23 protein-coding genes and 1 tRNA gene are annotated in these 23,928 nt (G+C 71.1%); 11 read left to right on the forward strand and 13 right to left on the reverse strand.

Annotated features, from left to right (window positions below):
- Positions 1 to 39: 39 nt before the first annotated feature.
- From ABD143_RS25785 to aceE, 5 genes are all read right to left on the reverse strand, one after another.
- On the reverse strand, positions 40 to 1,026 hold the full coding sequence (locus ABD143_RS25785; protein WP_343983566.1) for a beta-ketoacyl-ACP synthase III: 987 nt from the start codon (positions 1,024 to 1,026) through the stop codon (positions 40 to 42).
- Positions 1,023 to 1,955, reverse strand: a complete 933-nt coding sequence (locus ABD143_RS25790; protein WP_343983569.1) for an ACP S-malonyltransferase — start codon at positions 1,953 to 1,955, stop codon at positions 1,023 to 1,025. The genes ABD143_RS25785 and ABD143_RS25790 overlap by 4 nt, the downstream gene beginning before the upstream one ends.
- A gap of 163 nt (positions 1,956 to 2,118) precedes the next feature.
- A complete protein-coding gene (locus ABD143_RS25795) occupies positions 2,119 to 3,357 on the reverse strand; it encodes a PucR family transcriptional regulator (RefSeq protein ID WP_343983572.1) in 1,239 nt (412 codons plus the stop codon).
- A 308-nt stretch (positions 3,358 to 3,665) separates the two neighbouring features.
- On the reverse strand, positions 3,666 to 3,872 hold the full coding sequence (locus ABD143_RS25800) for a cold-shock protein (protein WP_075941971.1): 207 nt from the start codon (positions 3,870 to 3,872) through the stop codon (positions 3,666 to 3,668).
- 337 nt (positions 3,873 to 4,209) lie between these two features.
- The gene (gene aceE, locus ABD143_RS25805; protein WP_379659944.1) at positions 4,210 to 7,041 is read right to left on the reverse strand and encodes a pyruvate dehydrogenase (acetyl-transferring), homodimeric type; all 2,832 of its coding nucleotides are present in this window, start codon (positions 7,039 to 7,041) and stop codon (positions 4,210 to 4,212) included.
- A gap of 194 nt (positions 7,042 to 7,235) precedes the next feature.
- Between aceE and ABD143_RS25810 the strand changes: the two genes are divergently transcribed.
- On the forward strand, positions 7,236 to 7,670 hold the full coding sequence (locus ABD143_RS25810; protein WP_343983574.1) for a DUF3052 domain-containing protein: 435 nt from the start codon (positions 7,236 to 7,238) through the stop codon (positions 7,668 to 7,670).
- Positions 7,671 to 7,938: 268 nt separating this feature from the next.
- Here the strand turns inward: ABD143_RS25810 and ABD143_RS25815 are convergent, their stop codons facing one another.
- Positions 7,939 to 9,522: a phospholipase D family protein gene (locus tag ABD143_RS25815; protein WP_343983577.1), complete on the reverse strand. Its 1,584-nt coding sequence runs from the start codon at positions 9,520 to 9,522 to the stop codon at positions 7,939 to 7,941.
- A 104-nt stretch (positions 9,523 to 9,626) separates the two neighbouring features.
- Between ABD143_RS25815 and ABD143_RS25820 the strand changes: the two genes are divergently transcribed.
- From ABD143_RS25820 to ABD143_RS25830, 3 genes are all read left to right on the forward strand, one after another.
- Complete coding sequence (locus ABD143_RS25820) at positions 9,627 to 10,088, forward strand: peroxiredoxin (RefSeq protein WP_343983580.1); 462 nt, start codon at positions 9,627 to 9,629, stop codon at positions 10,086 to 10,088.
- Positions 10,089 to 10,125: 37 nt separating this feature from the next.
- A tRNA-Val gene (locus ABD143_RS25825) sits at positions 10,126 to 10,197 on the forward strand.
- Between the two features lie 426 nt (positions 10,198 to 10,623).
- A complete protein-coding gene (locus tag ABD143_RS25830) occupies positions 10,624 to 10,821 on the forward strand; it encodes a hypothetical protein (protein ID WP_343983582.1) in 198 nt (65 codons plus the stop codon).
- Between the two features lie 481 nt (positions 10,822 to 11,302).
- On the opposite strand, the gene ABD143_RS25835 is transcribed toward ABD143_RS25830, so the two are convergent.
- Positions 11,303 to 12,010, reverse strand: coding sequence for a B3/B4 domain-containing protein (locus ABD143_RS25835; RefSeq protein ID WP_343983586.1), 708 nt, complete (start codon positions 12,008 to 12,010; stop codon positions 11,303 to 11,305).
- Positions 12,011 to 12,120: 110 nt separating this feature from the next.
- The gene (locus ABD143_RS25840; RefSeq protein ID WP_343983589.1) at positions 12,121 to 12,990 is read right to left on the reverse strand and encodes a LacI family DNA-binding transcriptional regulator; all 870 of its coding nucleotides are present in this window, start codon (positions 12,988 to 12,990) and stop codon (positions 12,121 to 12,123) included.
- Between the two features lie 56 nt (positions 12,991 to 13,046).
- Here ABD143_RS25840 and ABD143_RS25845 point away from each other — a divergent pair, with 56 nt between their 5' ends.
- The gene (locus tag ABD143_RS25845) at positions 13,047 to 13,340 is read left to right on the forward strand and encodes a ScoMcrA-related endonuclease (protein ID WP_343983592.1); all 294 of its coding nucleotides are present in this window, start codon (positions 13,047 to 13,049) and stop codon (positions 13,338 to 13,340) included.
- Positions 13,341 to 13,510: 170 nt separating this feature from the next.
- Here the strand turns inward: ABD143_RS25845 and ABD143_RS25850 are convergent, their stop codons facing one another.
- A complete protein-coding gene (locus ABD143_RS25850; protein WP_343983594.1) occupies positions 13,511 to 13,834 on the reverse strand; it encodes a putative quinol monooxygenase in 324 nt (107 codons plus the stop codon).
- A gap of 276 nt (positions 13,835 to 14,110) precedes the next feature.
- Here ABD143_RS25850 and ABD143_RS25855 point away from each other — a divergent pair, with 276 nt between their 5' ends.
- A complete protein-coding gene (locus tag ABD143_RS25855; RefSeq protein WP_343983597.1) occupies positions 14,111 to 14,581 on the forward strand; it encodes a GNAT family N-acetyltransferase in 471 nt (156 codons plus the stop codon).
- A 189-nt stretch (positions 14,582 to 14,770) separates the two neighbouring features.
- Positions 14,771 to 15,592 (forward strand): DUF559 domain-containing protein, encoded by an 822-nt coding sequence (locus tag ABD143_RS25860; RefSeq protein ID WP_343983600.1) that lies wholly within the window; start codon positions 14,771 to 14,773, stop codon positions 15,590 to 15,592.
- An 81-nt stretch (positions 15,593 to 15,673) separates the two neighbouring features.
- On the opposite strand, the gene ABD143_RS25865 is transcribed toward ABD143_RS25860, so the two are convergent.
- A complete protein-coding gene (locus ABD143_RS25865; RefSeq protein WP_343983602.1) occupies positions 15,674 to 16,906 on the reverse strand; it encodes a cytochrome P450 family protein in 1,233 nt (410 codons plus the stop codon).
- 148 nt (positions 16,907 to 17,054) lie between these two features.
- A complete protein-coding gene (locus ABD143_RS25870; RefSeq protein ID WP_343983605.1) occupies positions 17,055 to 17,639 on the reverse strand; it encodes a TetR/AcrR family transcriptional regulator in 585 nt (194 codons plus the stop codon).
- Positions 17,640 to 18,058: 419 nt separating this feature from the next.
- On the opposite strand from ABD143_RS25870, the gene lysS reads away from it, so the two are divergent.
- Positions 18,059 to 19,744, forward strand: coding sequence for a lysine--tRNA ligase (gene lysS / locus ABD143_RS25875; protein ID WP_343983608.1), 1,686 nt, complete (start codon positions 18,059 to 18,061; stop codon positions 19,742 to 19,744).
- A gap of 47 nt (positions 19,745 to 19,791) precedes the next feature.
- Entirely contained in the window at positions 19,792 to 20,061 is a 270-nt protein-coding gene (locus ABD143_RS25880) for a GlsB/YeaQ/YmgE family stress response membrane protein (protein ID WP_343983611.1), read from the forward strand.
- A 27-nt stretch (positions 20,062 to 20,088) separates the two neighbouring features.
- On the opposite strand, the gene ABD143_RS25885 is transcribed toward ABD143_RS25880, so the two are convergent.
- Positions 20,089 to 20,841, reverse strand: a complete 753-nt coding sequence (locus ABD143_RS25885; RefSeq protein WP_343983613.1) for a MerR family transcriptional regulator — start codon at positions 20,839 to 20,841, stop codon at positions 20,089 to 20,091.
- 131 nt (positions 20,842 to 20,972) lie between these two features.
- Here ABD143_RS25885 and ABD143_RS25890 point away from each other — a divergent pair, with 131 nt between their 5' ends.
- Positions 20,973 to 21,911 (forward strand): siderophore-interacting protein, encoded by a 939-nt coding sequence (locus tag ABD143_RS25890; protein ID WP_343983616.1) that lies wholly within the window; start codon positions 20,973 to 20,975, stop codon positions 21,909 to 21,911.
- 262 nt (positions 21,912 to 22,173) lie between these two features.
- Here ABD143_RS25890 and ABD143_RS25895 read toward each other — a convergent pair whose 3' ends face one another.
- Positions 22,174 to 22,416, reverse strand: coding sequence for a hypothetical protein (locus tag ABD143_RS25895; RefSeq protein WP_343983619.1), 243 nt, complete (start codon positions 22,414 to 22,416; stop codon positions 22,174 to 22,176).
- 578 nt (positions 22,417 to 22,994) lie between these two features.
- Between ABD143_RS25895 and ABD143_RS25900 the strand changes: the two genes are divergently transcribed.
- Positions 22,995 to 23,900, forward strand: a complete 906-nt coding sequence (locus tag ABD143_RS25900) for a helix-turn-helix domain-containing protein (RefSeq protein ID WP_343983622.1) — start codon at positions 22,995 to 22,997, stop codon at positions 23,898 to 23,900.
- Positions 23,901 to 23,928: the final 28 nt, after the last annotated feature.

The following is a 23,928-nucleotide window of genomic DNA, read 5'->3' on the forward strand; positions in this document are numbered from 1 at the left end:
GTCTGAGCTCTCGGGCGTGCGGTTCGGTGCGCGCCGATCCTAGGGACAGACGACTACCTGGCCCGCGTAGGACAGGCCCGCCCCGAAGCCTACGAGCAGCGCGGTGTCGCCGGAGCGCAACCGCCCGTCGGCGCGCATGTGGTCGAGGGCGAGGGGGATGGACGCGGACGAGGTGTTGCCCGAGTGGCGGATGTCGTCGGCCACCACCATGTCCTCGCGGGCGCCCTCCTTGCGCAGCCGCTTCGCCACGGCGTCGACGATGCGCAGGTTGGCCTGGTGCGGCACGAAGACGTCGATGTCGGCGGGTGTGAGGCCGGCGAGCTCGACGGCCCGCAGCGCGACCGGGGCGATCTTCGTGGTGGCCCAGCGGAACACCGCCTGGCCCTCCTGGGCGAGCGCGTTGTTGTCGGGCTTGATGCGGATCGTCTGCGCCATGTCGCCCGCGCTGCCCCAGGCGAGCGGGCCGACGCCGACCGCCGCCTCGTCCCTCGCGGGCCCGAGGACGGCGGCGCCCGCGCCGTCGGCAAAGATGATCGCGGTGGAGCGGTCGGTCCAGTCCAGCCAGTCCGACAGCTTCTCCGCGCCGATGACCAGCACATTCTTCGCACTGCCGCCGCGCACGAGGTCGGCCGCGGTGCCCATGCCGAAGCAGAAGCCCGCGCAGGCGGCGTTGACGTCGAACGCGCCCGGCGCGGAGATCCCGATCCGCTCCGCGGTCTGCGCTGCGGCGTTCGGGATCGGGGTGGGCATCGTGCAGGTGGCCACGATCACCGTGTCGATGTCGGCCGGGGTGAGTCCGGAGTCCTTCACCGCCAGGGCCCCGGCCTCGGCGGCCATGTCGACCAGGAGCGTGCCCTCCTCGGCGATGCGACGGCTCTCTATGCCCACCCGGTCGCGGATCCACGCGTCGTTGGTGTCCATCCGCTGCGCGAGGTCGTCGTTGGTGACGACGTTCTCGGGCTGGGCGCTGCCCAGGCCGAGGATGCGCGCGCCCGGTACGGAGGGTGCGAGTCTCAGCTGTGTCACTTTTCTGCCCCTGCGTGCTCGGTGATCATGTCGACGGCCTTGCCGAGCTGGTCCGGCGTCTTCAGCGCGAGGGTGGCGGTGCCCTTGAGCTCGCGCTTGACCAGCCCGACGAGCGTGCCCGCCGGCGGCAGCTCGATCACGGCGGTGATGCCGAGCTCGCGCAGCCCGGCCATGCAGGAGTCCCACCGGACTGGGCGCGTCACCTGGGCGACGAGCCTGCGCAGTGCCTCGGCGCCGTCGGTGACGACGGCCCCGTCCGCGTTGGACAGCAGCGGGCGCACCGGGTCGGTGACGGACACCGTCTCGGCGTGGCTGCGCATCGCCTCCTCGGCGGGCGCCATGAACCTGGTGTGGAACGCCCCGGCGACCGGGAGCGCGATCACGCGGGTGCCCTCGGGAGGCGCCTCGCCGAGCGCGGAGAGGGCCGGGAGCGGCCCGGCCGCCACGATCTGGCCGGCCCCGTTGCGGTTGGCCGGGTCGAGGCCCAGCCCCGTGAGCGCCGCGACCACATCGTCGGGCTTCCCGCCCAGCACCGCGCTCATGCCCGTCGGCTCGAGCGCGCACGCTGCGGCCATCTCGCGGCCCCGGACTGCGGCGAGCGCGACGGCGGCGTCGGGCGGCAGGACACCCGCCACGGCGGCCGCCGCGAGCTCGCCGACGGAATGGCCCGCGACAGGCGCGGCAGCCGGTAGGTCGAGCAGCGCCGCCAGCCGCTCGGCCGCGAGCAGCGCGCTGGCAACGACCAGCGGCTGCGTGACCGCTGTGTCCTTGATCTCGTCGGCGCCGGCCGTGGTGCCGAGGCGGCGCAGGTCGAGGCCGATTGCGTCGGACCAGCGGGCGATGGTCTCCTCCGCAACCGGGTCCTCGAGCCACGGGGCGAGCATGCCCGGGGTCTGGGCCCCCTGGCCGGGGGCGAGCAGCGCGATCACGACGTCATCACGCCGATAAGGCAACACGGGTCGGTGCGGTCCGCGGGATGTCGACACGCACGAAGCCCGCGGGTGCGCTTTGGAGGTTTCCGACAAAGCGCTGCGGCCGATGCCTCGTGCAGTCCACGTCACAGCCCCTGTTGCTTGTAGGTTTTCCCGCAGCTCACGGCGTGTCGGCCGGGCCGCGATCGATACCCAGTCTGGCGGCAACGAGAGCCGTTCGCAGCACAAGGGCGTCGCGAGGGTCGGCCGGGTTGCGGCCCGTGAGGTCGCTCACGCGGCGCAGGCGGTAGCGCACCGTGTTCGGGTGCACGAAGAGCGCGCGGGCGCACGCCTCCAGCGCGCCGCCACCCTCCAGATAGGTCGCGAGGGTGTGCAGAAGCCCGCCACCCGCGGCGTCGAGCGGCACGGCGACCGACTCGACGAGCTTGCGGTGCGCCACGCCGTCGCCGGCGAGCGCGCGTTCGGGGAGTAGGTCGTCTGCTGCGACGGGACGCGGGGCCGCCGGCCAGCCGGGCGCTGCCCGCAGCCCGGCGAGGGCGTCCCGGGCGCTGCTGTGCGCCGCCGTGAGGTCAGCGGCTACCGGGCCGATCACCACCGGCCCCGGGCCGAAGCCGTCCACGAGCTTGCCGATCTCGGCCCTGCCGACATCTCCGGGGCTCGACTGCTTCGGGTCCCGTTCGGGGGGTTCCGAGAGCAGCAGGATGAGCCGGTTGCCCTGCACGCCGATGAGCACGGATCGGCCGGCGTGGGCGACCTCCCTGCGCAGCTCGCCGAGCAGTTCGGCGGGGGCGCCGGGGGCCGGGGTGCCGACGATCGCGCGCACCGCGGAGCCCGGGTCCCAGCCCAGGGCGGCCGCCCGGGAGACCAGCGCGTCCTCGGTGCCGCCGTCGACGTGCGGGCCGCGCACCACCGCGTCCACGACGAGCGCTTCGAGTCGCGCGTCCCAGGCGCCGCGGGTCTCCGCCGCACCGGCGTACACGGTGGCGGCGGCGAACGCGATCTCCCGGCCGAACCGCAGTACGGCCTCGACCAGCGCGTGGCGCTCCGCCTCGTCGGCGGCGAGCGGGGGGAGGTGCCGCTCGAAGACGTCGGTCGCGATCCGCACGAGGTCCACCGTCTGGCGCAGGCTCAGTCGGCGCGCGAGATCGCGGGGGGCGATACGGAACGCCTCGGCCGTGAGCCGGATCGACGCACCGCGCTCGCCGAGCCACGCGACGAAGTTGGCCACGCCGGTCTGTGTGACGAGGAGGACGCCGGCCCGCTGGTCGGCAGGAAGCCGCGCGAACCACGGCTGGTGCTCCTCCATGGCCACGAGGCAGGCCGCGGCCAGGTCGCCCGCCGCCAGTTCGAGCTTGCGTAGGGTCGCGGGGGAGACGGTGACCGGACCCGTGCCCGTCACCGTGCTCGCTCCACCGTCACGCGCGGCAGCATGGCACGCCGGTGGGAACCCCGGTGTTCGGCCGCTCCCTGCAACAGTGGAGACTGCGGTACGACGGTCGGGGATCGGGGTTCCCACGGCAAACATGGGCATGACGGACAGCCCCTCGGACATCCCGCGGCTACGGGACGGTGACCCACGGGCACAGGCCCCGGCTCAGCGGCGATGCCGCGGTCGGTGGCGACGGCGAGTGGATGAGATGTTGCCTGCAGCGCAGGTCCGAGGGTTGCCGGTGCTCCCGGCGACGCCAGCTCAGCCCAGATCGAGGTTCAGCCCAGTGGTGTGACCTTGGTGGCCTGCGGACCCTTCTGGCCCTGCTCGATGTCGAACGACACGCGCTGGCCCTCGTCGAGGCTCTTGTAGCCGTTGGTCTGGATTGCGGAGTAGTGCACGAACACGTCCGCGCCACCACCGTCGGGAGCGAGGAAGCCGTAGCCCTTCTCGCTGTTGAACCACTTGACGGTGCCCTCTGCCATTCTTGCTCTCCTCGTACCTGGTGCGGGGGCACTCGCCCCCGGCATCGCGCCGCCTGGCCGCTACGGTCCGCGCCCCGGTCGGGACGCCGTTCGCGATCACGCGAGGTCGGCGTCGCGCCGGAGCGTATCGTGTTCGGGCGCCGCTGCCGAGAGCCAATGACCTGTGTGTTTGCCGAAGCTGCACCCGTCGCCACTGTGCGTCGCCGGTGAGGGACATATCGGGGCGAGCGCAACGCCGTGTGACCACCGTCCGCCGGACGGTGGCTCCGCATCGGGTGGGAACGGGCCGGGCGGGTGCGCCGTTGCGCCCGTCCAGCCCTGCTCACCGGGATGCGACTCAGGCCACGCCGCTGTCGGTGGTCTGTGGCCCGGCCGCCTGCGGGTCGTCGATCTTGTACTTGGCGGCGGCCTCGGCGACCGCCCCCCGGTCGAACTCGCCGCGCTCCGCGAGTGCCCCCAGCGCGGCGACCGTGATCGACTCGGCGTCCACGTTGAAGTGGCGCCGTACCGCGGGACGGGTGTCGGACAGGCCGAACCCATCGGTGCCGAGGCTCGTGAACGGAGCGGGCACCCACTGCCGCACCAGGTCGGGCAGCGCCCGCATCCAGTCCGAGACGGCCACCACGGGGCCGCCGTCGCCCCGATCCCCACGACTCAGCGCCTGCGTGATGAACGGGACGCGCCGCTCCCCCTCCTGGTGCAGAAGGTTGTGCCGCTCGCTCTCGACGCCGTCGCGGCGCAGCTCGCCCCACGACGTGACCGACCACACCTCGGCGCCGACGCCCCACTGCTCCGCCAGCATGTCCCTGGCCCGCAGCGCCCACGGCACCGCGACGCCGGAGGCCAGCAGCCGGACCTGCGGCCCGTCCGGCCGAGGGCTCGGGGCATAGCGGTAGATGCCCTTGAGCAGCCCCTCGACGTCCAGGTCGGCGGGCTCGGCCGGTTGCACGTAGGGCTCGTTGTAGAGGGTGAGGTAGTAGATCAGATCCTCGCCGCCGAGCACGCCGTCGTCGCCTGCCTCGCCGTACATGCGGCGCAGCCCGTCCCTGACGATGTGCGCCACCTCGTGGGAGAACGCCGGGTCGTAGGCCACGACCGCCGGGTTGGTGGCCGCGAGCAGCTGCGAGTGGCCGTCGTTGTGCTGCAGGCCCTCCCCGGTGAGCGTGGTGCGTCCCGCGGTGGCGCCGACGAGGAACCCGCGGGCCATCTGGTCTGCCGCCGCCCAGATCGAGTCGCCCGTGCGCTGGAAGCCGAACATCGAGTAGAAGACGTACACCGGGATCATCGGCTGGCCGTGTGTGGCGTACGAGGTGCCGACCGCGGTGAACGAGCCGACCGACCCCGCCTCGTTGATGCCCTCGTGCAGCAGCTGGCCCTGCTCGCTCTCGCGGTAGGCGAGCATCAGCGAGGCGTCGACCGAGGTGTACTGCTGCCCGTTCGGGTTGTAGATCTTCTGCGTCGGGAACATGGAGTCCATGCCGAACGTCCTGGCCTCGTCCGGGATGATCGGCACGAACCGGCCGCCGACCTCAGGGTCCTTGACCAGCTCGCGCAGCAGCCGGACGAACGCCATCGTGGTGGCGACCTCCTGCTTGCCCGAGCCCTTGCGCACGACGTCGTAGACCTTGTCGCCGGGGAGCACGAGCGGCTTCGCCGCCACCCGCCGCGAGGGCAGGTCACCGCCGAGGGCCCGACGGCGCTCCTGCATGTACTCGATGGCCGGGTCGTGCTCGCCCGGGTGGTAGTACGGCGGCAGGTACGGATTCTCCTCCAGCGCCCGGTCGGAGATCGGGATGCGCTGGGAGTCGCGGAACTCCTTGAGGTTGTCCAGCGAGAGCTTCTTCATCTGGTGGGTGGCGTTGCGGCCGGCGAAGTGCGAGCCGAGGCCGTACCCCTTGATCGTCTTCGCGAGGATGACGGTGGGCTGGCCCTCGTGCTCCAGCGCCGCCGCGTAGGCCGCGTACACCTTGCGGTAGTCGTGGCCGCCGCGCTTGAGGTTCCAGATGTCGGCGTCGGACATCGGCTCGACCAGCGCCTTCGTGCGCGGGTCACGCCCGAAGAAGTGGTCCCGGACGTAGCCGCCGTCGTTGGCCTTGTACGTCTGGTAGTCGCCGTCGGGGGTGGTGTTCATCAGGTTGATGAGCGCCCCGTCCCGGTCGGCGTGCAGGAGGGCGTCCCACTCCCGGCCCCAGATCACCTTGATGACGTTCCATCCGGCGCCGCGGAAGAACGACTCCAACTCCTGGATGATCTTGCCGTTGCCGCGGACGGGGCCGTCGAGGCGCTGCAGGTTGCAGTTGACGACGAACGTGAGGTTGTCCAGGCCCTCCGTGGCCGCGATGTGGATCAGGCCGCGGGACTCCGGCTCGTCCATCTCACCGTCGCCGAGGAACGCCCAGACTCGCTGGTCGGAGGTGTCGGAGAAGCCGCGGTCGCCCAGGTAGCGGTTGAACCGCGCCTGCATGATCGCGTTCATCGGGCCGAGGCCCATCGAGACCGTGGGGAACTCCCAGAAGTCCGGCATCAGGCGCGGGTGCGGGTACGACGGGAGGCCGTGGCCCTTGCCGCCGTGCGACAGCTCCTGGCGGAACCCGTCCAGGCGGTCCTCCGAGAGCCGCCCCTCGAGGTAGGCGCGCGCGTAGATGCCGGGGGAGGCGTGCCCCTGGATGTAGATCTGGTCTCCCCCGCCCGGGTGGTCCTTGCCGCGGAAGAAGTGGTTGAAGCCCACCTCGTAGAGCGTCGCCGACGACGCGTAGGAGGAGATGTGGCCGCCGACGGAGATGCCGGGGCGTTGCGCCCGGTGCACCGTCATGGCGGCGTTCCAGCGCACCCAGCGCCGGTAGGCCCGCTCGGTCTCCTCGTCGCCGGGGAACCAGGGCTCGCGGTCGGTGGGGATGGTGTTGACGTAGTCGGTGCTCGTCAGGGCGGGCACACCGACGTGACGCTCCCGCGCGCGCTGGAGCATGCGCAGCATGAGGTAGCGCGCACGCTGCTGACCTGCGGCGTCCAGCACCGCGTCGAAGGAGTCGAGCCACTCGGCCGTCTCCTCCGGGTCGATGTCGGGCAGGTGCGCCGCGAGACCGTCGCGGATGACGTGCACGCGCCGCGGCCCGGCGTCCGGTGCCCCGGAGCGGGTCGAACGGGCGCCGTCGGTGGTCTGGCCGGTCAAGGGATCTCCCTGCGTAGGCTTGAAGCTTGGGTAGAAGTCCGGGTCATCCCCTATCGTGCCCCTCGATGCTCGATCTCGTAACGAGTGGTTGCGCGCCGGACTGCCAACGTGTTCGGATTCCGCAACCGTTCGGCAGGCCCTCGCGGGGTACCACCGAGTTGGGTGTGATGGAACACGAGGAAAGAGGTACACGCGTGGTCGCCGCGGATGATGCCGGACGTACGTCCGACATCGCGGGCAAGCTCGGCGTCGAGTCGGGCATGGTCGTCCAGGAGCTCGGGTGGGACGAGGACGTTGACGAGACGGTCCGTGACGCCCTCGAGGAGAGATCGGGCGATGACTTGCTCGACGAGGACGCCGATGAGGTGATCGACGTCGTCATCATGTGGTTCCGGGATGGCGACGGAGATCTGGTCGATGCATTGATCAACGCCCGGAGCCCGCTCGCCGACAGCGGCGTGGTGTGGGTTCTGACACCGAAGACGGGCCGTCCAGGTCACCTGGAACCGAGCGAGATCGCCGAGGCGGCGCCGACGGCGGGCCTCGCGCAGACCTCGAACATCACGGTGAGCGAGGGCTGGGTGGGCACCAGGCTGGTGGCACCGAAGGCGGCCAAAACGCGGCGGTGAGCCAGGGTCAGGGCTTGTCTGCCGGCCGTGCTCGGCGGCTCAGGCGTGCGCGCCGGGGCCACAGTCGCGAACGGCGGGGCGTCACGACGTCTGCGAGGTACGCGGCCGGCGTCGATCCCCCGAACCGAGTCGTGGGGCCACGGCCGCGTAGCGCTCGTGCTCGCGGCGGTGGTCCTGCTCAGCACGGGGGCGTTCCCCGTGCTGTCGCGGAAGTCGTCCGGGCCCCGACAGGCCGAGGCGTTCACGCCGGTCGCCCGAGCGATCGCGCTCACCAGCGGTTGCGGAGCCGGTCGCGCAGCGGGCGCCCGTCCGGGTCGTATACGAGGCGGTAGACCGGCACCGCCCACAGCTTGGTGAGCAGGCCCAGCCGCTCGGGCCGGTGGTGGCGCAGTCTTCCTGGCGGCCGCGGTCCCACGCGGCCGCCCTCGTGCCAAACGTCGAGCGCGTGCGCCACGGCGTCGGCGGCGCGGACGGCGTCGTCCGGGTCGACGAGGTCTGCGTCGTCGTCCGCGCGCCGCGCGAGGTGCTCCCGCAGCAGCTCGAGCCGAAGCTCGCGCGCGAACCGGCGGGCGCCGTCGCCATGCCCGTTGGGGTCGGTGGGCGCGCGGTTGTCGCGGACGGAGTCGAGCACGGCGACCGTCAGCTCACTGTCGTGGCTCCACGAGCGCCGGTTGAGGTTCGCACTCCCGACGGCCGCCCAGGTGTCGTCGACGACGGCGACCTTCGCGTGCACGTACACGGGCGTGCTCTCCGAGTTCTCCAGGTCGTAGACGTGCACCCGGTCGGGGGCAGCGCTCAGGCACCCCTCGATCGCCTGAAGCCTGCCGACCTGGTTGGGCGGCAGCGCCAGCGGCCCGTCGACGTCCGGGTGGCGCGGAACCACGACCATCAGGTGCAGCCCCGGGCTGCGCCGCAGCGCGCCGGCGAGCAGGCGGGCGATGTGCGGCGACCACATGTACTGGTCCTCCAGGTACACCAGCCGCCGCGCGCGGCGCAGCACCTTGGCGTAGCCCCTGGCGACCGAACGCTCGCCCTTCGGGGCGAACGGGTAGCCGGGGCGGATGGCCGGGTAGGTGCGCAGCACCTGGACCGCGGCATCGCCCTCCCGGGGCGGCTCCGGCGGCTGCTGCGGCAGCGGGTCCGCCACGAGGTCGGCCTTGCCGAGCAGGTCGCGCAGGTGGGCGACCGGGTTGTGGCGGTCCAGGGGGTGCGGGTCCTCCCAGCGTTCACGGAACACGGCATCGAGCATGGCCACGGCCGGCCCGCGCACCTCGATCTGCACGTCGTGCCACGGCGGCCGGTCGCCGTAGACGGCGGCCATGGCCAGGGCCTGCGGGTCGCCACGGTGGCGGGCGTCGTCGCGCCGGGAGTGGCACAGGTCGATGCCGCCTGCGAACGCCACGTCCCGCTCCGGTGCGTCGGGGTGCCGCAGCACCACGAGCTTCTGGTGGTGCGACCCGGCCCGGCGCACCCGCTCGTCGAGGAGGACCTCCCCACCCGCCTCGCGCACCACGTCCCCGAGCCGGCGGTTCTCCTCCTCGCTGTAGGACAGGGCGTCGGTGTGCGAGCGCCACATCAGGCCCTTGACGACGACACCGCGCCGCGCCGCGTCGCTGAACAGCTCACCGACCGTCGGCCCGTCCTCGCAGAGGCGCTCGTCGGCGTCGCCGCGCCAGTCGGTGAAGAACAGGTGGTCACCCCGTTCGAGCGCACGCACCTCGTCGACGAGCCGCGCGAAGTAGGCCGCCCCGTGCACGCGGGCCAGAACCGCGTTGCCGTCGCACCAGTGCGGCAGCCGGTAGGCGCGGTTGCCGCGCTCGTCAGCCCGCAGAAACCAGCCTTCGACGTCCACCGCACCTCCTCGTCCTCCCGGCCCGGGGCCGTTCGGGATGGAACACACCTGATCCGGCTAGGCTCGGACGTGACGGCACCGCTCGAACCGAGGAGACCACAGACATGGCGCCCGAAGTCGGCACAGAGGCCCCGGACTTCACCCTGAAGGACCAGAACAACCAGCAGATCACGCTCTCGTCCTTCCGGGGCGAACGAAACGTCCTCGTGATCTTCTACCCCTTCGCGTTCTCCGGCGTGTGCACGGGGGAGCTGTGCGCCGTGCGCGACGACATCGGGACCTTCCAGAACGAGGACGTGCAGATCCTCGCCGTCTCCGTCGACCACGTGTTCGCCCTGAAGGCCTGGGCCAACGAAGAGGGCTACCAGTTCCCGCTGCTGTCGGACTTCTGGCCGCACGGGGAGGTGGCGCAGACCTACGAGGTCTTCAACCACGACCGCGGGATGGCGCTGCGGGGTACGTTCCTCGTCGACAAGGGTGGGATTCTGCGGTTCACCGAGGTGAACCAGCCCGGCGAGCCCCGCGACCAGGAGTCGTGGAAGAAGGCGCTTGCCGCTCTGGACTGATCCTCGTCGCCTGGCCGCCGACGGCGGTCGGGCACGCGGGCGCGTAGCTCAGCGGGAGAGCACTCGGCTTACACCCGAGCGGTCGCAGGTTCGAACCCTGCCGCGCCCACTACGTCTGACCTGTGCGTTTCGTCTGTGCCGATCAGCGCCCGCGGGCGCGTGACACGAGTCGTGACACAAGGTGCTCCTATCCTCGCGGCATGACGAGGTCCCGTTCCGGGTCCCGCCGACAGCGCGGAGCGATCGACGAGCTCCCGAGCGGCGGGCTGCGGGTGCGGGGCAGCCCGGCCGGGACTCCACTAGGTCCGGGCGGCGCAGATCAAGGCCCTCCGCGGCCAGGTACTCCGCCTCGATCAGCTCCTCGTACGCCGGTCGGGTCCGGCGGGTGACCGGGGACCGGGCCAGATGCGCGGGACCCTTCGCGGGCCGGACGACTGCACAAGCGATCCACGCAGGTCACAGCGATTCCAGCGGGATACCAGTCGTTGCCGCCCAGCCGTCCCTGCTCGCGGCACCGGTCCTCCGCCGCGATCTGATGGCCATCGAGCACAGCTCGATCATCACCGCTCCGCGCGGCGGCGTCTGGGCCGACGAGGTGGGAGTGATCACCGGCTCGCTGGAGTTGCGCACCGTCTGCGGTGACCACGGCGAGGAGCGGGTGATGGTCCGCTACGAGGGCGCCGACGAGTGGTACATGGTGCGCGGCGCCACGACCCGGCCGACGCGGAGGTGATGCACCAGGTGCCGGTGGGGGTGCTGAACCGGCCCGAGGGGTGAGCCCTCTCGCCGGGCCCACCCCGGGCGCGGTAGGGCAAGGCACTCCCGTCGACGGACGTGCGCGGCGCACCCGGTCGTCTACCGTGGTCGGGTGCGTCCGCGTGCGTCGCGTGGGGCTACCGTCTCTGCGACGCCACGGCCGGTACGCCTGGTCACAAGGCCGTATTCGGGCGACTCCTGCTCGTTGGCAGGCATGACTTCAACCTGCCAGTTCCCGGACGGGTCCGAGCGGAACGTCGGCGCAGCGGCCGGGCGTGACCGGCGCGATCCGTGGGTAAGCGGTGGCCCCGTGCGATGACGCGGCGCCGGCTATGGCCCCCGCCGGGCGCGGCACGAAGTCCCGGTGGATCGATCGCGGTAGGGACCGCCCTTGCGGGCGGCCCCCCGCACAGGTCCCAGCGTGCGGGATTGCCGCACTGGGCTCCTGCCTCGGGGTCTCAGGTGGGCACGGTGGCGGGGTGCCGGGCGGAGAGGGCGTGCACGGTGGTCGCGGCGGCGGGCTGGAACTCGGCCAGCAGCGCGGCGACCTCGGTGCACGCGGCGGCGACGTCGGCCTCGGCGCCGTCGTGCAGCCCCTCGACCACGACCAGCGCCCGCGTCGTGGTCGGCCGTGTCGCGCTCTGCGCGCTCTGCCGCCAGCACCAGCGCCGGGCGCAGGCGACGCCCGCGCGGTCGACGAAAACCACCTCCCCGGGCTCCGGCGCGACGGCCTCGGCCGCACCGATGTCGGTGAACCGCTCGGTGCCGGTGGCGAACCGGACGGTGATGCCGCCGTCGATCCCGGCGAGGTCGACCACGGCGACCGGCAGCGCGTACCGGATCGATACGAGGTTGCCGAGGTCGACGAGGGTGTTGATGGATGGGATGTCGCCCTGCTTGGCCAGCCGCCGCAGCAGCGCCTCAGCGGCGCTGCGGTACTGGGTGGGCTTCGCTCCGAACGCCGCGAACGCGCGGCGCCAGGCCGCGATGGACGGCAGCTCGGCGACCGGCGTGGTCGCGAGCCGTTGCGCGACGTCCCGCTGGGCGGCGCGGTAGCGCTCCAGCAGCGCGGGCGGCGTCGGTCCGTTGGTCAGCCCGGACGCAGCGACGATCCCGGCGTGGATCGCCGGGTACCGCTCCAGGACGGCGAGGTCGTAGCGGAACACGCGTGGAAGACTAAAGGCGCAGCGCCAGTGCCATAGCCCGGGCCCGGCACCTGCGACGACGCCGCGGAGGAGAAGTGCGGGTTTCTGTCGTGAGCCGGGCCGGGATGTCGCTACGTGGTTTCGCGGACGATGAGCTGGGGAGCGAGCAGGGTTCGACCGACGGTATGCCCAGGCGACTGGATCAGCGAGCGCAGCAGTTCGGCGGCGTGGCGGCCGGATTCCGCGAATGGCTGCCGGATGGTGGTGAGGCCGCGGCTTTCGGCGAGCGGGCCATCGTCGATTCCCGCGACGGCGACCTCGGCGGGGACCTCGGTGCCGGCGGCGCGCAGACCCGCGAGGAAGCCTGCGGCGAGGACGTCGTGGTGGCAGATGACGGCGGTCGGTCGGTTTTCGCGGCGGAGGAACTCGGCGGCGAACGCGCGGGCGGTCGACAGGTTGTTCTCGGGCAGTTCGAAGTCCTCGAGTGCACCACCGTCCTCGTTGCTGCCGGCCGTTCGCAGTGCGTGGTTCATCCCGTCGCGCCGGAGCATGCCGGGGGAGACGTAGGACGGCGAGCGCTGAGGCTCGTGCAGGTAGCCGATGTGCCGATGGCCGCGGTCGAGTAGATGGCGCACGAGCAGGAAGCCGGCCTGCTCGTCGTCGAAGGTGACGCTGGTGAACGCCGGGTGGGCGGAGTCGACCAGTACGGTCGGTGGTCCCCAACGGCGCAGGCGGTCCGCGCCCTCCTCGGCGACCGGGATCCCCATGATCACCAGGCCGTCGACGTCACCGCGTATGGGCAGGGTCTCCAGCAGGGGCGATCCGGCCGTCGCGACTGAGGGGGCGTCGTGCACCACGACTTCGACATCGTCGGGGCCGAAGGTGCCCAGGATGCCGACCAGCCGGGTGCGATAGGACTCGTAGCTGCTGAGCGTGGCCGGACGCAACTGAGACGAAAGCCCGTCCCGTGCTCCGGCCCAACTGACGGGCGCACGGGTCATACTCGAACAATGCGCGGCCAAGAACCGGCGCGCCATAGCGGATCCTGGGAGGCCCGATGTCGCAAACCATCGTGTGGAACCAGGTGACTCCTGCCAACGTGGAGCGCGCGATACGTGAGTACGACCGACTCGGAGCGGACGGCTTCTTCGCCGAACACGGCTTCGCCCCTGCCACGACCTACGAGCTGGTATGGCACGAGCGCTGCTACCCGCCGAAGGCGATCTTGGGAACAGCGTACGAATTCGCCACGGGCAAGCGCCTCGCCTCCACCGATTTCGAGGGCGGGAAGGCCGGCGCCGTCAAGGTGCTCGGAACGCTTGGATTCACCGTCAGACATCGACAGAGCTGACCCCTCCGTGGACAGCCTTCGAGGCTGACGTCCTGGTCGTCCCGGGGTACGCATGCCCCGCCGTGGTGCAACAGCAGTCGGTGCAGGTGTGCTGCGATCCGCCCACGCCCCGGGCGCCCCTCGCCGAGACCCCGGGGCGTTGTGCTTCCCGGGCTGACAGCCCGGGGTCGTCACTTCGGCCTGACCTCCGCCATCTCCGACCATGCCTCACCGTCGATGTTCTGGTAGTTGATCTGCGGTGTCTCGGTGATCATTCCGGGCATCCAGGCGAAGAACTTCGTGGCGTGCTCGGTAGCCACGTGTGCCGATCCCGCGTCGGAGTCCGCGAAAGTCTCGACCATGGCGAACTCGTTCGGCTTGTCGCCGTTCTCGTAGTAGTCGAATGAGACGTTGCCGGGCTCTCGCCGCACGTCGGCGGTGTACTGCTTGATCCCGGCCAGCCACTCGTCGCGCTTCTCGGGACGGATCTGGGCCTTGAGGACGATGAGAATCACGGAAACCTCCCGTGGAGTCGTGGCGGCTGTTCGGTCGTCGCCGACGGTCCGGACCTGGCGTGCGCAGTCTTCCACGGCGGACGTCGTGGAGCGGTCTCCTTCGCTGCGGCGAGCGGCAGCGGTGCGCTGATCGAGGAGCAGGACGCGGGCTGCCTGGGCGAAGGGGCGCCGGTCAGCCTGGTCGCCCGCTGCGACTTCCGGGGGCCGCCCCTCGGAGAGGACAATCGACGGCCTTCCGGACCAGAAGGCAACTGCTACCTACACGAGGGGTGCGGCATGACGTCTCCAGGCGTGCACCTACGGGAGATCACCGACGACAACCGGGACGCGGTTCGTGCCCTCCGCGTCCGACGGCACCAGAAGCAGTTCGTCGACTCCGTGTCCAAGTCGCTCAAGGAGGCGGCAAAGACGCCGGACGCCAACCCCTGGTACCGCGCCGTGTACCGCGGCGACGAGCCGGTCGGCTTCGTGATGCTGTCGTGGAACCCTCCGGCTGGTCCTTTCGCAGGGCGGCATTTCCTGTGGCGTCTGCTCATCGACAAGCGGTACCAACGGTGCGGGATTGGCCGGGAGGCGATGACGTTGATCATTGATCTGGTTCGAGCCGATGGCGGCACCCAGCTACTGACCAGCTACGGGCCCGGCGAAGGCGAACCGTGGCCTTTCTACAAAGGGCTCGGCTTCGAGCCCACTGGCGAGATCGACGACGGCGAGATCGTTCTACGGCTCACACTGCCCCCTCGGTGAGTCCAGCGTTCATTGCGGCGGGACTTGCGGGCGACTGACGAGTATCGGTTGCCGGTGGCCCTTCGAGGGGCCGTGGACAACCGATACCCGTGATCATGGAACCGGCGGGGGTCCTGCGTCGTCCGTGCCGCCGTGTCCGTTCGCCTTGAAGGTGCGTTCCGCGGGTCCCTTGCCGTCGCCGTCGGGGCCTTGACCCGCAAACAGCTGCGCGGACCACGGTTCCAGCGGCTCTTCCCCGACGTCTACGCGCCCGCGCACGTCGAACCCGGCCTGATGCTCCGGTCGCAGGCCGCAGCGCTGCTCGTGGCGGGGCGCGGCGTGCTGGCGGGCTACTCGGCGGCGGAGGTGCACGGGGCATCCTGCGGGGATCTCGACGCTCCCGCGGAGGTACTCCTCCTGCGGCCCGGCGGGCAGAGCTACCGGTGCCGCGGACTGCGGGTGCACCGGGACCTCGTCGACCCGAGTGAGACCGTCGTCGTCGACGGGATGGCGGTGACCGGCGTCGTGCGTACGGCGTTCGATCTCATCCGCTGGGCTCCGGGCCGCACCGAGAAGGTCGTGGCGGTGGACGCCCTCGCCCACAACTGCGAACTGGAGCTCCACGACGTCCTGCGGCTGTGCAGCAGGCACCTGGGCGCCTGGGGCGGACGGCACATCAAACCGGTCCTGGAGCTGGCGGACAGCCGCGCCGACTCACCGATGGAGACGCGCATGCGGATGGCCCTCTGGTTCGGCGGACTACCCCCGCCGGCCGTCCAGCACCCGGTGGTCACAGGCGGCCGACGGTACCTGCTGGACCTGGCCTATCCTGCCGTCCGGCTCGCGGTGGAGTACGACGGGGGCCACCACCTCACCCAGGAGCGGGCTCGCCTCGACCTGGCCCGGGAGGCGGCGCTCGTGGCCGCGGGCTGGAAGGTGCTGCGCTTCGACGCCGGAGTGGTGCGCAACCACCCCAGGCAACTGGCAGAACACGTCCGCTGGGAGCTGTCCCGACGCGGGCAAGCGGCATGATCAGAGGTATCGGTTGGAGATGGCCCCGGCGGGGGCCGTGGGCAACCGATACTCGTGATCAATACCCACGCCGCCGGGTGATCACACCGCCACGGGAAGCGCGCTGAGCCCGTGCATCAAGAGGCTCTGCCGCCACACGAGCGGGTCCGGAGTGGCGGCCAGCGTCATCTGCGGAAACCGTTGCAGAAGGGTGCGGAATGCGATCTCGCCCTCGAGCCGGGCCAGCGGTGCGCCGAGGCAGTGGTGAATACCGTGGCCGAACGCCACATGCCCGCTCGTGTCGCGCCCGACGTCGAGGTCGGCAGGATCTCTGAACCGCTCCGGGTCGAGGTTCGCGGACAGGAGCGACACGAGCACTACGTCCCCTGCGGGTATGGGCTGGCCGCCGATCTCGACGGGTTCGGCGGTGAAGCGGATCGTGGCGAGGTTGACCGGCCCCTCGATCCGCAGGAACTCCTCGACGGCGTTCTGGATCAGAGAGGGGTCGGCCTGCAGCGCCGCGAGCTGGTCGGGGTTGCGCAGCAGCTGCCAGACCCCGTTGCCGATGAGGTTGACGGTGGTCTCGTGCCCCGCCACCAGGAGCAGGAACGCCGTCGAGATCACCTCGTGCTCGGAGAGCCGGTCCTCGTCGTCGCTCGCGGCGATGATCGACGACAGCATGTCCTCGCCGGGCGAGGTCCGCTTCGCGGCGACCAGGCCGACCAGGTACTCCTCCATCGCCTGCCCGCTCTGGACGCGCAGCTCGGACTGCTCGCTGGACAGCAGCGCCGTCGACCAGCTCCGGAACCGGTCGCGGTCCGCCGGCGGGACGCCCAGGAGCTCGCAGATCACGGTCATCGGGAGCGGGTAGGCGAATTCCTGGAGGAGGTCGACGGTTCCCGGAGCCTTCGCCGCCATGCCATCGGCCAGCTCGGTGGCAATGGCCTCGATGCGCGGTCGCATGCGGGCCACCGCTCGTGCCGTGAACGCTCCGCTGAGCAGCTTGCGCAGGCGCGTGTGGTCCGGTGGGTCGGAGTTCAGCATGTGGGTGCGCAGCGCGTCGCCGAAGGGCATCTGGCGTGACCCCGACACCCCGTTGCTGCGCAGCACCTCACCGAAACGTGCGCTGTTCTTCGACAGCCGTGGCTCCGTCAACGCGTTCCGGACGTCCTCGTAACGGGTCACCATCCAGAGGTCGAAACCTAACGGGCTCGTCACCTTCACGACGGGCCGCTCCCTGCGCAACTCCTGGAACACGGCATCGGGATCGGAGAAGAACCGCGCGTCGAGGCGGAAGGCGGCGTCCGCAGCGCCCGCCAGCGGTTGATCGGTCATCGGGGTCTCCCTCGCGAGGTGGGTGAGCGTCTGCTCAGCCGGCGCGGTCGAGGAGTCGATCGCCAGCTGCTGAACGGGCGTTCGGTCAGCAGAATCGACCGTAGCTGAACGAGCGGTCGGCCAGCAACGCCGCTTGCTGTGAAGACGCTCAGCTCTGCACTTGGGCCGTAAGGGCGATGGTCGCGCGCCGCGCCGCCTCGATCACCTCGCCCGGGCCGGCGCCGAAGCCGTGCGCGGCCGCCAGGGCGGTGGCGACGGTGTCGAAGGCCATCCGCGCCAGCAGCCGATCCGGGGCGGGGGCGCCGTGGGTCAGGCGCTCGACGACCTTGTCGAAGCCGGATCGGACGTCGTACCCGTCGGCCGCCAGCCGCCGCATCACGGGCTGGTTGGCCTGGGCGAGCCGGATCGCCTGTATCCGCTCGGGTGTGGTGCTCTCGACCCAGCGCAGCGCGGCGCGCTGCAGCAGGTCGGGCGTGGGCGGCTGGGTCTCGACCCAGTCCAGCAGCTCGTCGAGCTCGCGCAGCCGCTGCTGCACGAGGCTGGTGGCGATCTCGTCCTTGCTGCGGAAGTGGTAGTAGAGCGCCGACTTGGTGATGCCCAGCGCCTCGGAGATGTCGCGGGTTGAGGTGCTGGTGAACCCTTTCTCCGTGAACAGCGCGAGCGCCACCCGGAGGATCTCAGCGCGGGTCTCGGCCCCGGTCCGCCGCTCCCCGCCGGTGCTCGTCGTCGTCATCGCCATCCCTTCGTCGGCGACACCCTAGTCGACGACTGACCGGGCGTTCAGTAGCTACGGCTACTGAACGCTCGGGTCAGACGCATGAGACGACGTACCTGGCCCGTCAGGCTTGACCCTCAGCACGCATCGCAATGTGAGAGGCATGCCACGAATCGTCAACGAATACACAACGGCCCCGGCCTGGAATTTCCCCGGAAACGCCGCCTCGCCGGTATTCGGCCCGGGTTGCCGGATATCGGCCCGTTGCCGTTCTTGCTTGTCGGCGCGCTCGCTCAGCGGCCCGGTGCCGGGGGCGGAAGGAGGCTCCCGCCACCTCGGGGCCCCGGTCACGCTTCGCGATCCGAACCCCGTCCGACGCGCACCCGCCGGCGCGAGGACAATCGGGGTGACACTGCCGGAAAGGGGTGGGTTCTGTCGTGGATGGGTTCTGGGGTTCCGACTGGGTGGCGCGGTTCGCCGACGAGGTGATCGCCGAGGCCGACCGGCGGAAGCCGGGGGCGACGATCGTGTGCGCCTCGGGGCTGAGCCCGTCCGGGCCCATCCACCTCGGCAACCTGCGTGAGGTGATGACGCCGCACCTGGTGGCGGACGAGATCAAGCGGCGCGGCCGGGACTGCCGCCACCTGCTCTCGTGGGACGACTACGACCGGTTCCGCCGGGTGCCCGCGGGCATGGACCCCTCCTACGCCGACCACATCGGCAAGCCGCTCACGAGCGTGCCCGCGCCGCCCGGCAGCCCGCACACGAGCTGGGCCGAGCACTTCAAGGCGTCGATGACCGAGTCGCTCGCCGCGCTGGGCATCGAGGTAGACGCGATCAGCCAGACCGAGATGTACACCAGCGGGGCCTACACCGACCAGGTGCTGCTCGCCATGCGCGAGCGCAAGCGCATCGACCAGATCCTCGGGCGGTACCGCACGAAGGACTCGGCCGTGCAGGACGACGACCCCGACGGGTCCGGCGGGCGGTCGGCCACCGCCGAGTACTTCCCCTTCAAGCCCTACTGCACCCGGTGCGGGCGCGACCTCACCACCGTCGTCCACTACGACGACGACACCACCGAGATGACCTACACCTGCGAGTGCGGGCACTCGGAGACGGTGCTGCTGCGGGAGTTCACCAGTGGCAAGCTGGTCTGGAAGGTCGATTGGCCGATGCGCTGGGCGTACGAGGGCGTCGAATTCGAGCCCTCCGGCGTCGACCACACCTCGCCCGGCTCGTCGTTCCAGGTCGGCGGGCTGATCGTCGAGGAGGTCTTCGGCGCGAAGCAGCCCATCGGCCCGATGTACGCGTTCGTCGGCATCACCGGCATGGCGAAGATGAGCAGCTCCCGCGGCGGCGTGCCCACCCCCGCCGAAGGGCTCGCGATCATGGAGCCCGCGGTGCTGCGCTGGCTGTACGCACGCCGCAGGCCCAACCAAGGGTTCAAGATCGCCTTCGACCAGGAGATCTACCGGCTCTACGACGAGTGGGACAGCCTGGAGCGGCGGGTCGCACAGGGCACCGCGTCGCCGGGGGAGCAGGTGGCGCACGCCCGCTCGGCCCGCACAGCGCTGGGCGAGCTGCCCGGCACGCCACGGCCCGTGCCCTACCGGACGCTCGCCTCGATCGTCGACATCACCACCGGCGACGACGAGCAGACGCTGCGGATCGTCCGCGGCCTCGACCCCGCCGATCCCGTCACCGACCTCGACGAGCTCCGGCCGCGCCTGGACTGCGCCGAGCGCTGGGTCGCCACGTACATGCCGGCCGACCAGCACACGCAGGTGCGCAGCGAGCCCGACCGTGAGCTCCTCGCCGGCCTCGACGAGGGCGACCGCGAGGCGCTTCGCCTCCTGCTCGGCAGGCTCACCGACGACTGGTCCCTCATGGGGCTCAACCTCCTCGTCTACGGCGTGCCGAAGCTCCGCGCGGGGCTCCCGATGGACGCAGGCCCCACTCCCGAGCTCAAGGTGGCGCAGCGCCAGTTCTTCGCGCTGCTCTACCGGCTGCTCGTCGGCCGTGACACCGGGCCCCGGCTGCCCACGCTGCTGCTGGCCGTGGGGGCGGAGCGGGTGCGGGAGCTGCTCGATCCCGACGCCGCCGCCACCGCAGCGAGCTGATCTCCGTCTAGGCTCGGGTACGCAGACGACGAGCAGGGGAGCACAAGATGATCTTCACGATTCTGGGGTGGATCGTGTTCGGGCTGATCGCGGGTTTCATCGCCCGCGCGATCGTGCCCGGCAAGGACGACATCGGCATCCTGCGCACGATCCTGCTCGGCATCGCCGGGTCGGTCGTCGGCGGGCTGATCTTCGGGCTCCTGACGGTCGGCATCCGCGGGTTCGAGCCGACCGGCTGGATCGGCTCGGTCATCGGCGCCGTCATCGTGCTTCTCGCCTACAACCAGATCACGGGACGCAAGCGCAACCGGCTCTGATCGGCCCCTTGTAACGGCGCTCGGACGTCACGTCCCGGACGCTAGGTGCCCGTAGCCGTCCAGATACCCGTAGAGGGCGGCGGAGGCGCGCAGCCGCTGCACGCTCCGGCGGTGCAGCTCCTGCTCACGTTTGGCCAGCTCCGCGCGCACCTGCTCCGGGCTGCCTCCGCGTAGCGCGTCGACCACGGCGTGCACGACGGGGAACGGGTAGGCGCCGCGGCGCAACAGCGCGACCACCCTCGCGGTGCGCAGCTCGGCCTCGTCGTACACGCGGTATCCCGTGCCGGGCTCCCTGGCCGGGCGCAGGAGCCCACGCCGCTCCCAGAGCCGGAGCACGGGGGTTCGGGCCCGCGCGATGCGGGCCACCTCGCCGATCCGCAGCCCGGACCGGGGCACCGGGGCCGCCTGGGTGGGGGCCGCACCGGACTTCACAGCCGTCACTGTCGTCAGCGCAGTCAGGACGTCGGCGACCTCGGCGCGCTCGCGGTCCAGCTCGGCATGACTCGCGTCGACGTTCGCGATCGCGGTTGCCACGTCCCCCTCGTGGACGGCCCGCATGATCGTGCGTGTCCAGGCCCAGCCGTGGCCCGCGGCCATCTGCCGGACGACCGCGAGCGCCGAGACGTGCTCGCCCGTGAAGATGCGGTAGCCGCTGGACGTCCGCTCGACCGCAGGGAGCACACCGAGGTCGACGTAGTTGCGGACCTGCTGCACCGAGATTCCCGCAGTGGCCGCGACATCGACCGGCCGCCACCGCTCGCCGGTCTCCCTGCGTGCCACCCACTCCTCCGACCCTGATCTGAGGTTCGAGGCTTCTTAGGTGTCTACCGCGCAGAACGCGGACAAACTCTCAAGTAGCAGTTGAATGAGACGATTGAAGCATAGATCGTCGAACCCCTGGAGAGCCATCGATGCAGGAGCTGCCGGTCCGGACCCTTCGGGTCCTGGACACCGCACGGGTCACGCCGCATATGCGGCGCATCACCTTCGGCGGGGACGACCTCGCCGATCTCACGGCCCGGCTCGGGGCCTTCGGGCCCGACCAGCAGGTGAAGCTGTACTTCCCACGCCCCGGGCAGGCGGCTCCGCACCTGCCGCCGGTTGAGGACGCCGACATGACCTCGTGGTACCGCGCGTACACGGCCGTTCCGGAGGCCGAGCGGCCCTGGATGCGCAGCTACACGATCCGAGCGCACGACCCCGAACACGCCACGATCGACGTCCACTTCCTCCTGCACGCGGACGCCGGCCCGGCCACGCGGTGGGCGCGGACGGCGAGCCCGGGCGACGTGCTCGCCATGTTCGGTCCCGATGGCGCGTACGCGCGCCCCGTCCCGCTCACCTCGTCCATCGCCGACGCGGCCTGGTTACTGATGGCCGGTGACGAGTCGGCACTGCCCGCGATCGGCACCCTCGCGGAGGCGCTCCCACCGGGGAGACGGGCGGTGGCCTTCGTCGAGGTCGAGGGCCCGGCGGACGAGCAGCAGCTCGCGTGCGCCGGTGAGCTGGCCGTGCACTGGGTGCACCGCGGCGCGGCCCCCGCCGGGAGCGGCACCGCCCTGATCGACGCAGTGCGCGGCGCCCGTTTCCCGGAGGGGAGCGTGTTCGCCTGGCTCGCGGGGGAGGCGGGAACCGTGCGGCTGCTGCGCCACCACCTCGTCGAGGAGCGTGGCGTTTCCAAGCGGGCGATCGACTTCGCCGGCTACTGGCGCCGCCGCCGGACCCAGGACGACCCGCCGACCGAGCAGGACCTGGCCGACGCGCAGGAGTTGCTCGCCAGGGGGCGGGAGTTGGCGGCGCAGGAATTGGAAGCGCAAGAATTAGCCCGGGTATCCGAGCGCCACCGGTAACGCTGTGGGGGCCTGTGCGGAGTTAACCGAGCGCCCGCGGTGAAATCCCCCCGGCCGCGGGTGCATCGACCAGGGTTCGCCCTGGTCGGCGGCAGCACCCGTCCACTGCCCGGACGGGTGCTGCTGTCTAGGAGGGTCCTGAGCAACTCCGCCCGTAGCGCAGTAGGGCAGAGTTGCTCAGGGCGCTCCTGGGTGTCTGCTGGGCGGAACCTGACACATGGACGGCCCTGACCGTTCGGCCAGGGCCGCAGAGGGAGCCGGATCAGCCGAGGATGCGCTGAAGGCGTACGTGGCGGCGACGCGCGGTGCTGCGGTCTCGGATGGCGGCACACAGCTGGCATGGCTGGCCGTCCGGCATCACCATGGGGGCAGCGGCGATCATGTGACCGCAGAGCGCCTGGAAGTAGCCGTCGGGCCTCATGGCGGACTGGCCGAGCTCGGTGTCGGGAACCTCGTGCGCCCGCTCGTCGAGGCAGCACGTCATCGTGACGGTCTCGACCGCCATCTGACGGTGCTCTGACGAACGAAGGGGAGAGGAAGCGCCGCCAGTCATGGCGCAAGTGTCCCTAGTTCGCCTTGCGGATGCAAGCACGTCTGCAAGAACGTCTGCCCAGTGGGTCCACGCCGTGCCGCGTCTCTGGCCTGGGCGCAGCAGTGTGGCCGATCCCGCCCACGGCTGCCTAGGCTAGGAGCGCCCTGAACAACTCGGCCCTACTGCGCGACGCCCAGGCGGGCACCTCGCGGCGTTGGACGATCGGACCGATACAACAGCGGTATCGGCCCGATCGCCCGCCTTGCGATGCACCCACCTGGACGCCGCTCGCTACGGGCGGAGTCGTTCAGGACCCTCCTAGATCGCCACCCCCGTCCGGTGGCGGCGGCGCCGGGATGGGGTCGAAGACGGCGCATTCGACCCCCTGACCGATCGACGATCTCGCCCGCCGAATCCTCCGCGTAGCGCTTCGCGCACGCTATGCTGCCCAGTCGTGGTGGCGGAGGCGTGACTGTGAAGGCGCTGATCTGCCCCATCACGGCGAACCGCTGCGCCGTGGTCGCCCCTTCGCCCCGTGAGGACGGTCCGACGTGAGAAACGAGCCGGCAGAGCGCACCCGACCGAGGCTCGGTCCCGAGGCGGGGCAGGAGAGCGGCCCTACGGTCCTGCGCATCGTGCTCGGCACGCAGCTGCGGCGGTTGCGGGAGGCGAGCGGGATCACCCGGGAGGCGGCGGGCGACGCGATCCGCGCGTCCCACGCCAAGATCAGCCGCCTCGAGCTGGGCCGCGTGGGCATCAAGGAACGCGACATCGAGGACCTGCTCACCCTCTACGGAGTGGCCGACCCCGCCGAACGGCTCGATTACCTCTCCCTCGTCCGCCGCGCCAACGCACCCGGCTGGTGGCAGCAGTACGGCGACCTCCTGCCGAGCTGGTTCGAGATGTACCTGCGGCTGGAGCAGGCCTCCGCGTTCATCCGTACCTACCAGGTGCAGTTCGTCCCGGGTCTGCTCCAGACCGAGGAGTATGCCCGCAGCGTCATCCTCGTCGGCCACCGCAGCGAGTCGGCCGAGGAGATCGACCGCCGCGTGTACCTGCGCATCTCGCGGCAGAAGATGCTGACGGAGCCCGGTTCCCCGAAGCTGTGGGCCGTGATGGACGAGGCCGCGCTGAGCAGACCGTTCGGTTCGCCGGGAGTCATGCGCGCGCAGCTGCAGCGGCTGCTCGAGATGACCGAGCTGCCCAACGTCATTTTGCAGGTGCTGCCGTTCGAGCGCGGCGCACACGCGGCGGCCGGTGGCCCCTTCACGATCCTGCGGTTCGCGGAGCCGGACCTGCCCGACATCGTCTACCTCGAGCAGCTCACCAGCGCCGTGTACCTCGACAAGCGGCCTGACGTCGAGAACTACCTGGCCGTGATGGAGCAGGTCACAGTGCAGGCGGAGACGCCCGCCAAGTCGAAGGACGTGCTGCGGAAGACGCTGAAGGCGATCTGACCGACCCTGCGTCGCAGGCAACCATGTT

It is taken from the genome of Pseudonocardia aurantiaca (assembly GCF_039526725.1).
In the GTDB taxonomy this organism is placed as follows: Bacteria; Actinomycetota; Actinomycetes; order Mycobacteriales; family Pseudonocardiaceae; genus Pseudonocardia; species Pseudonocardia aurantiaca.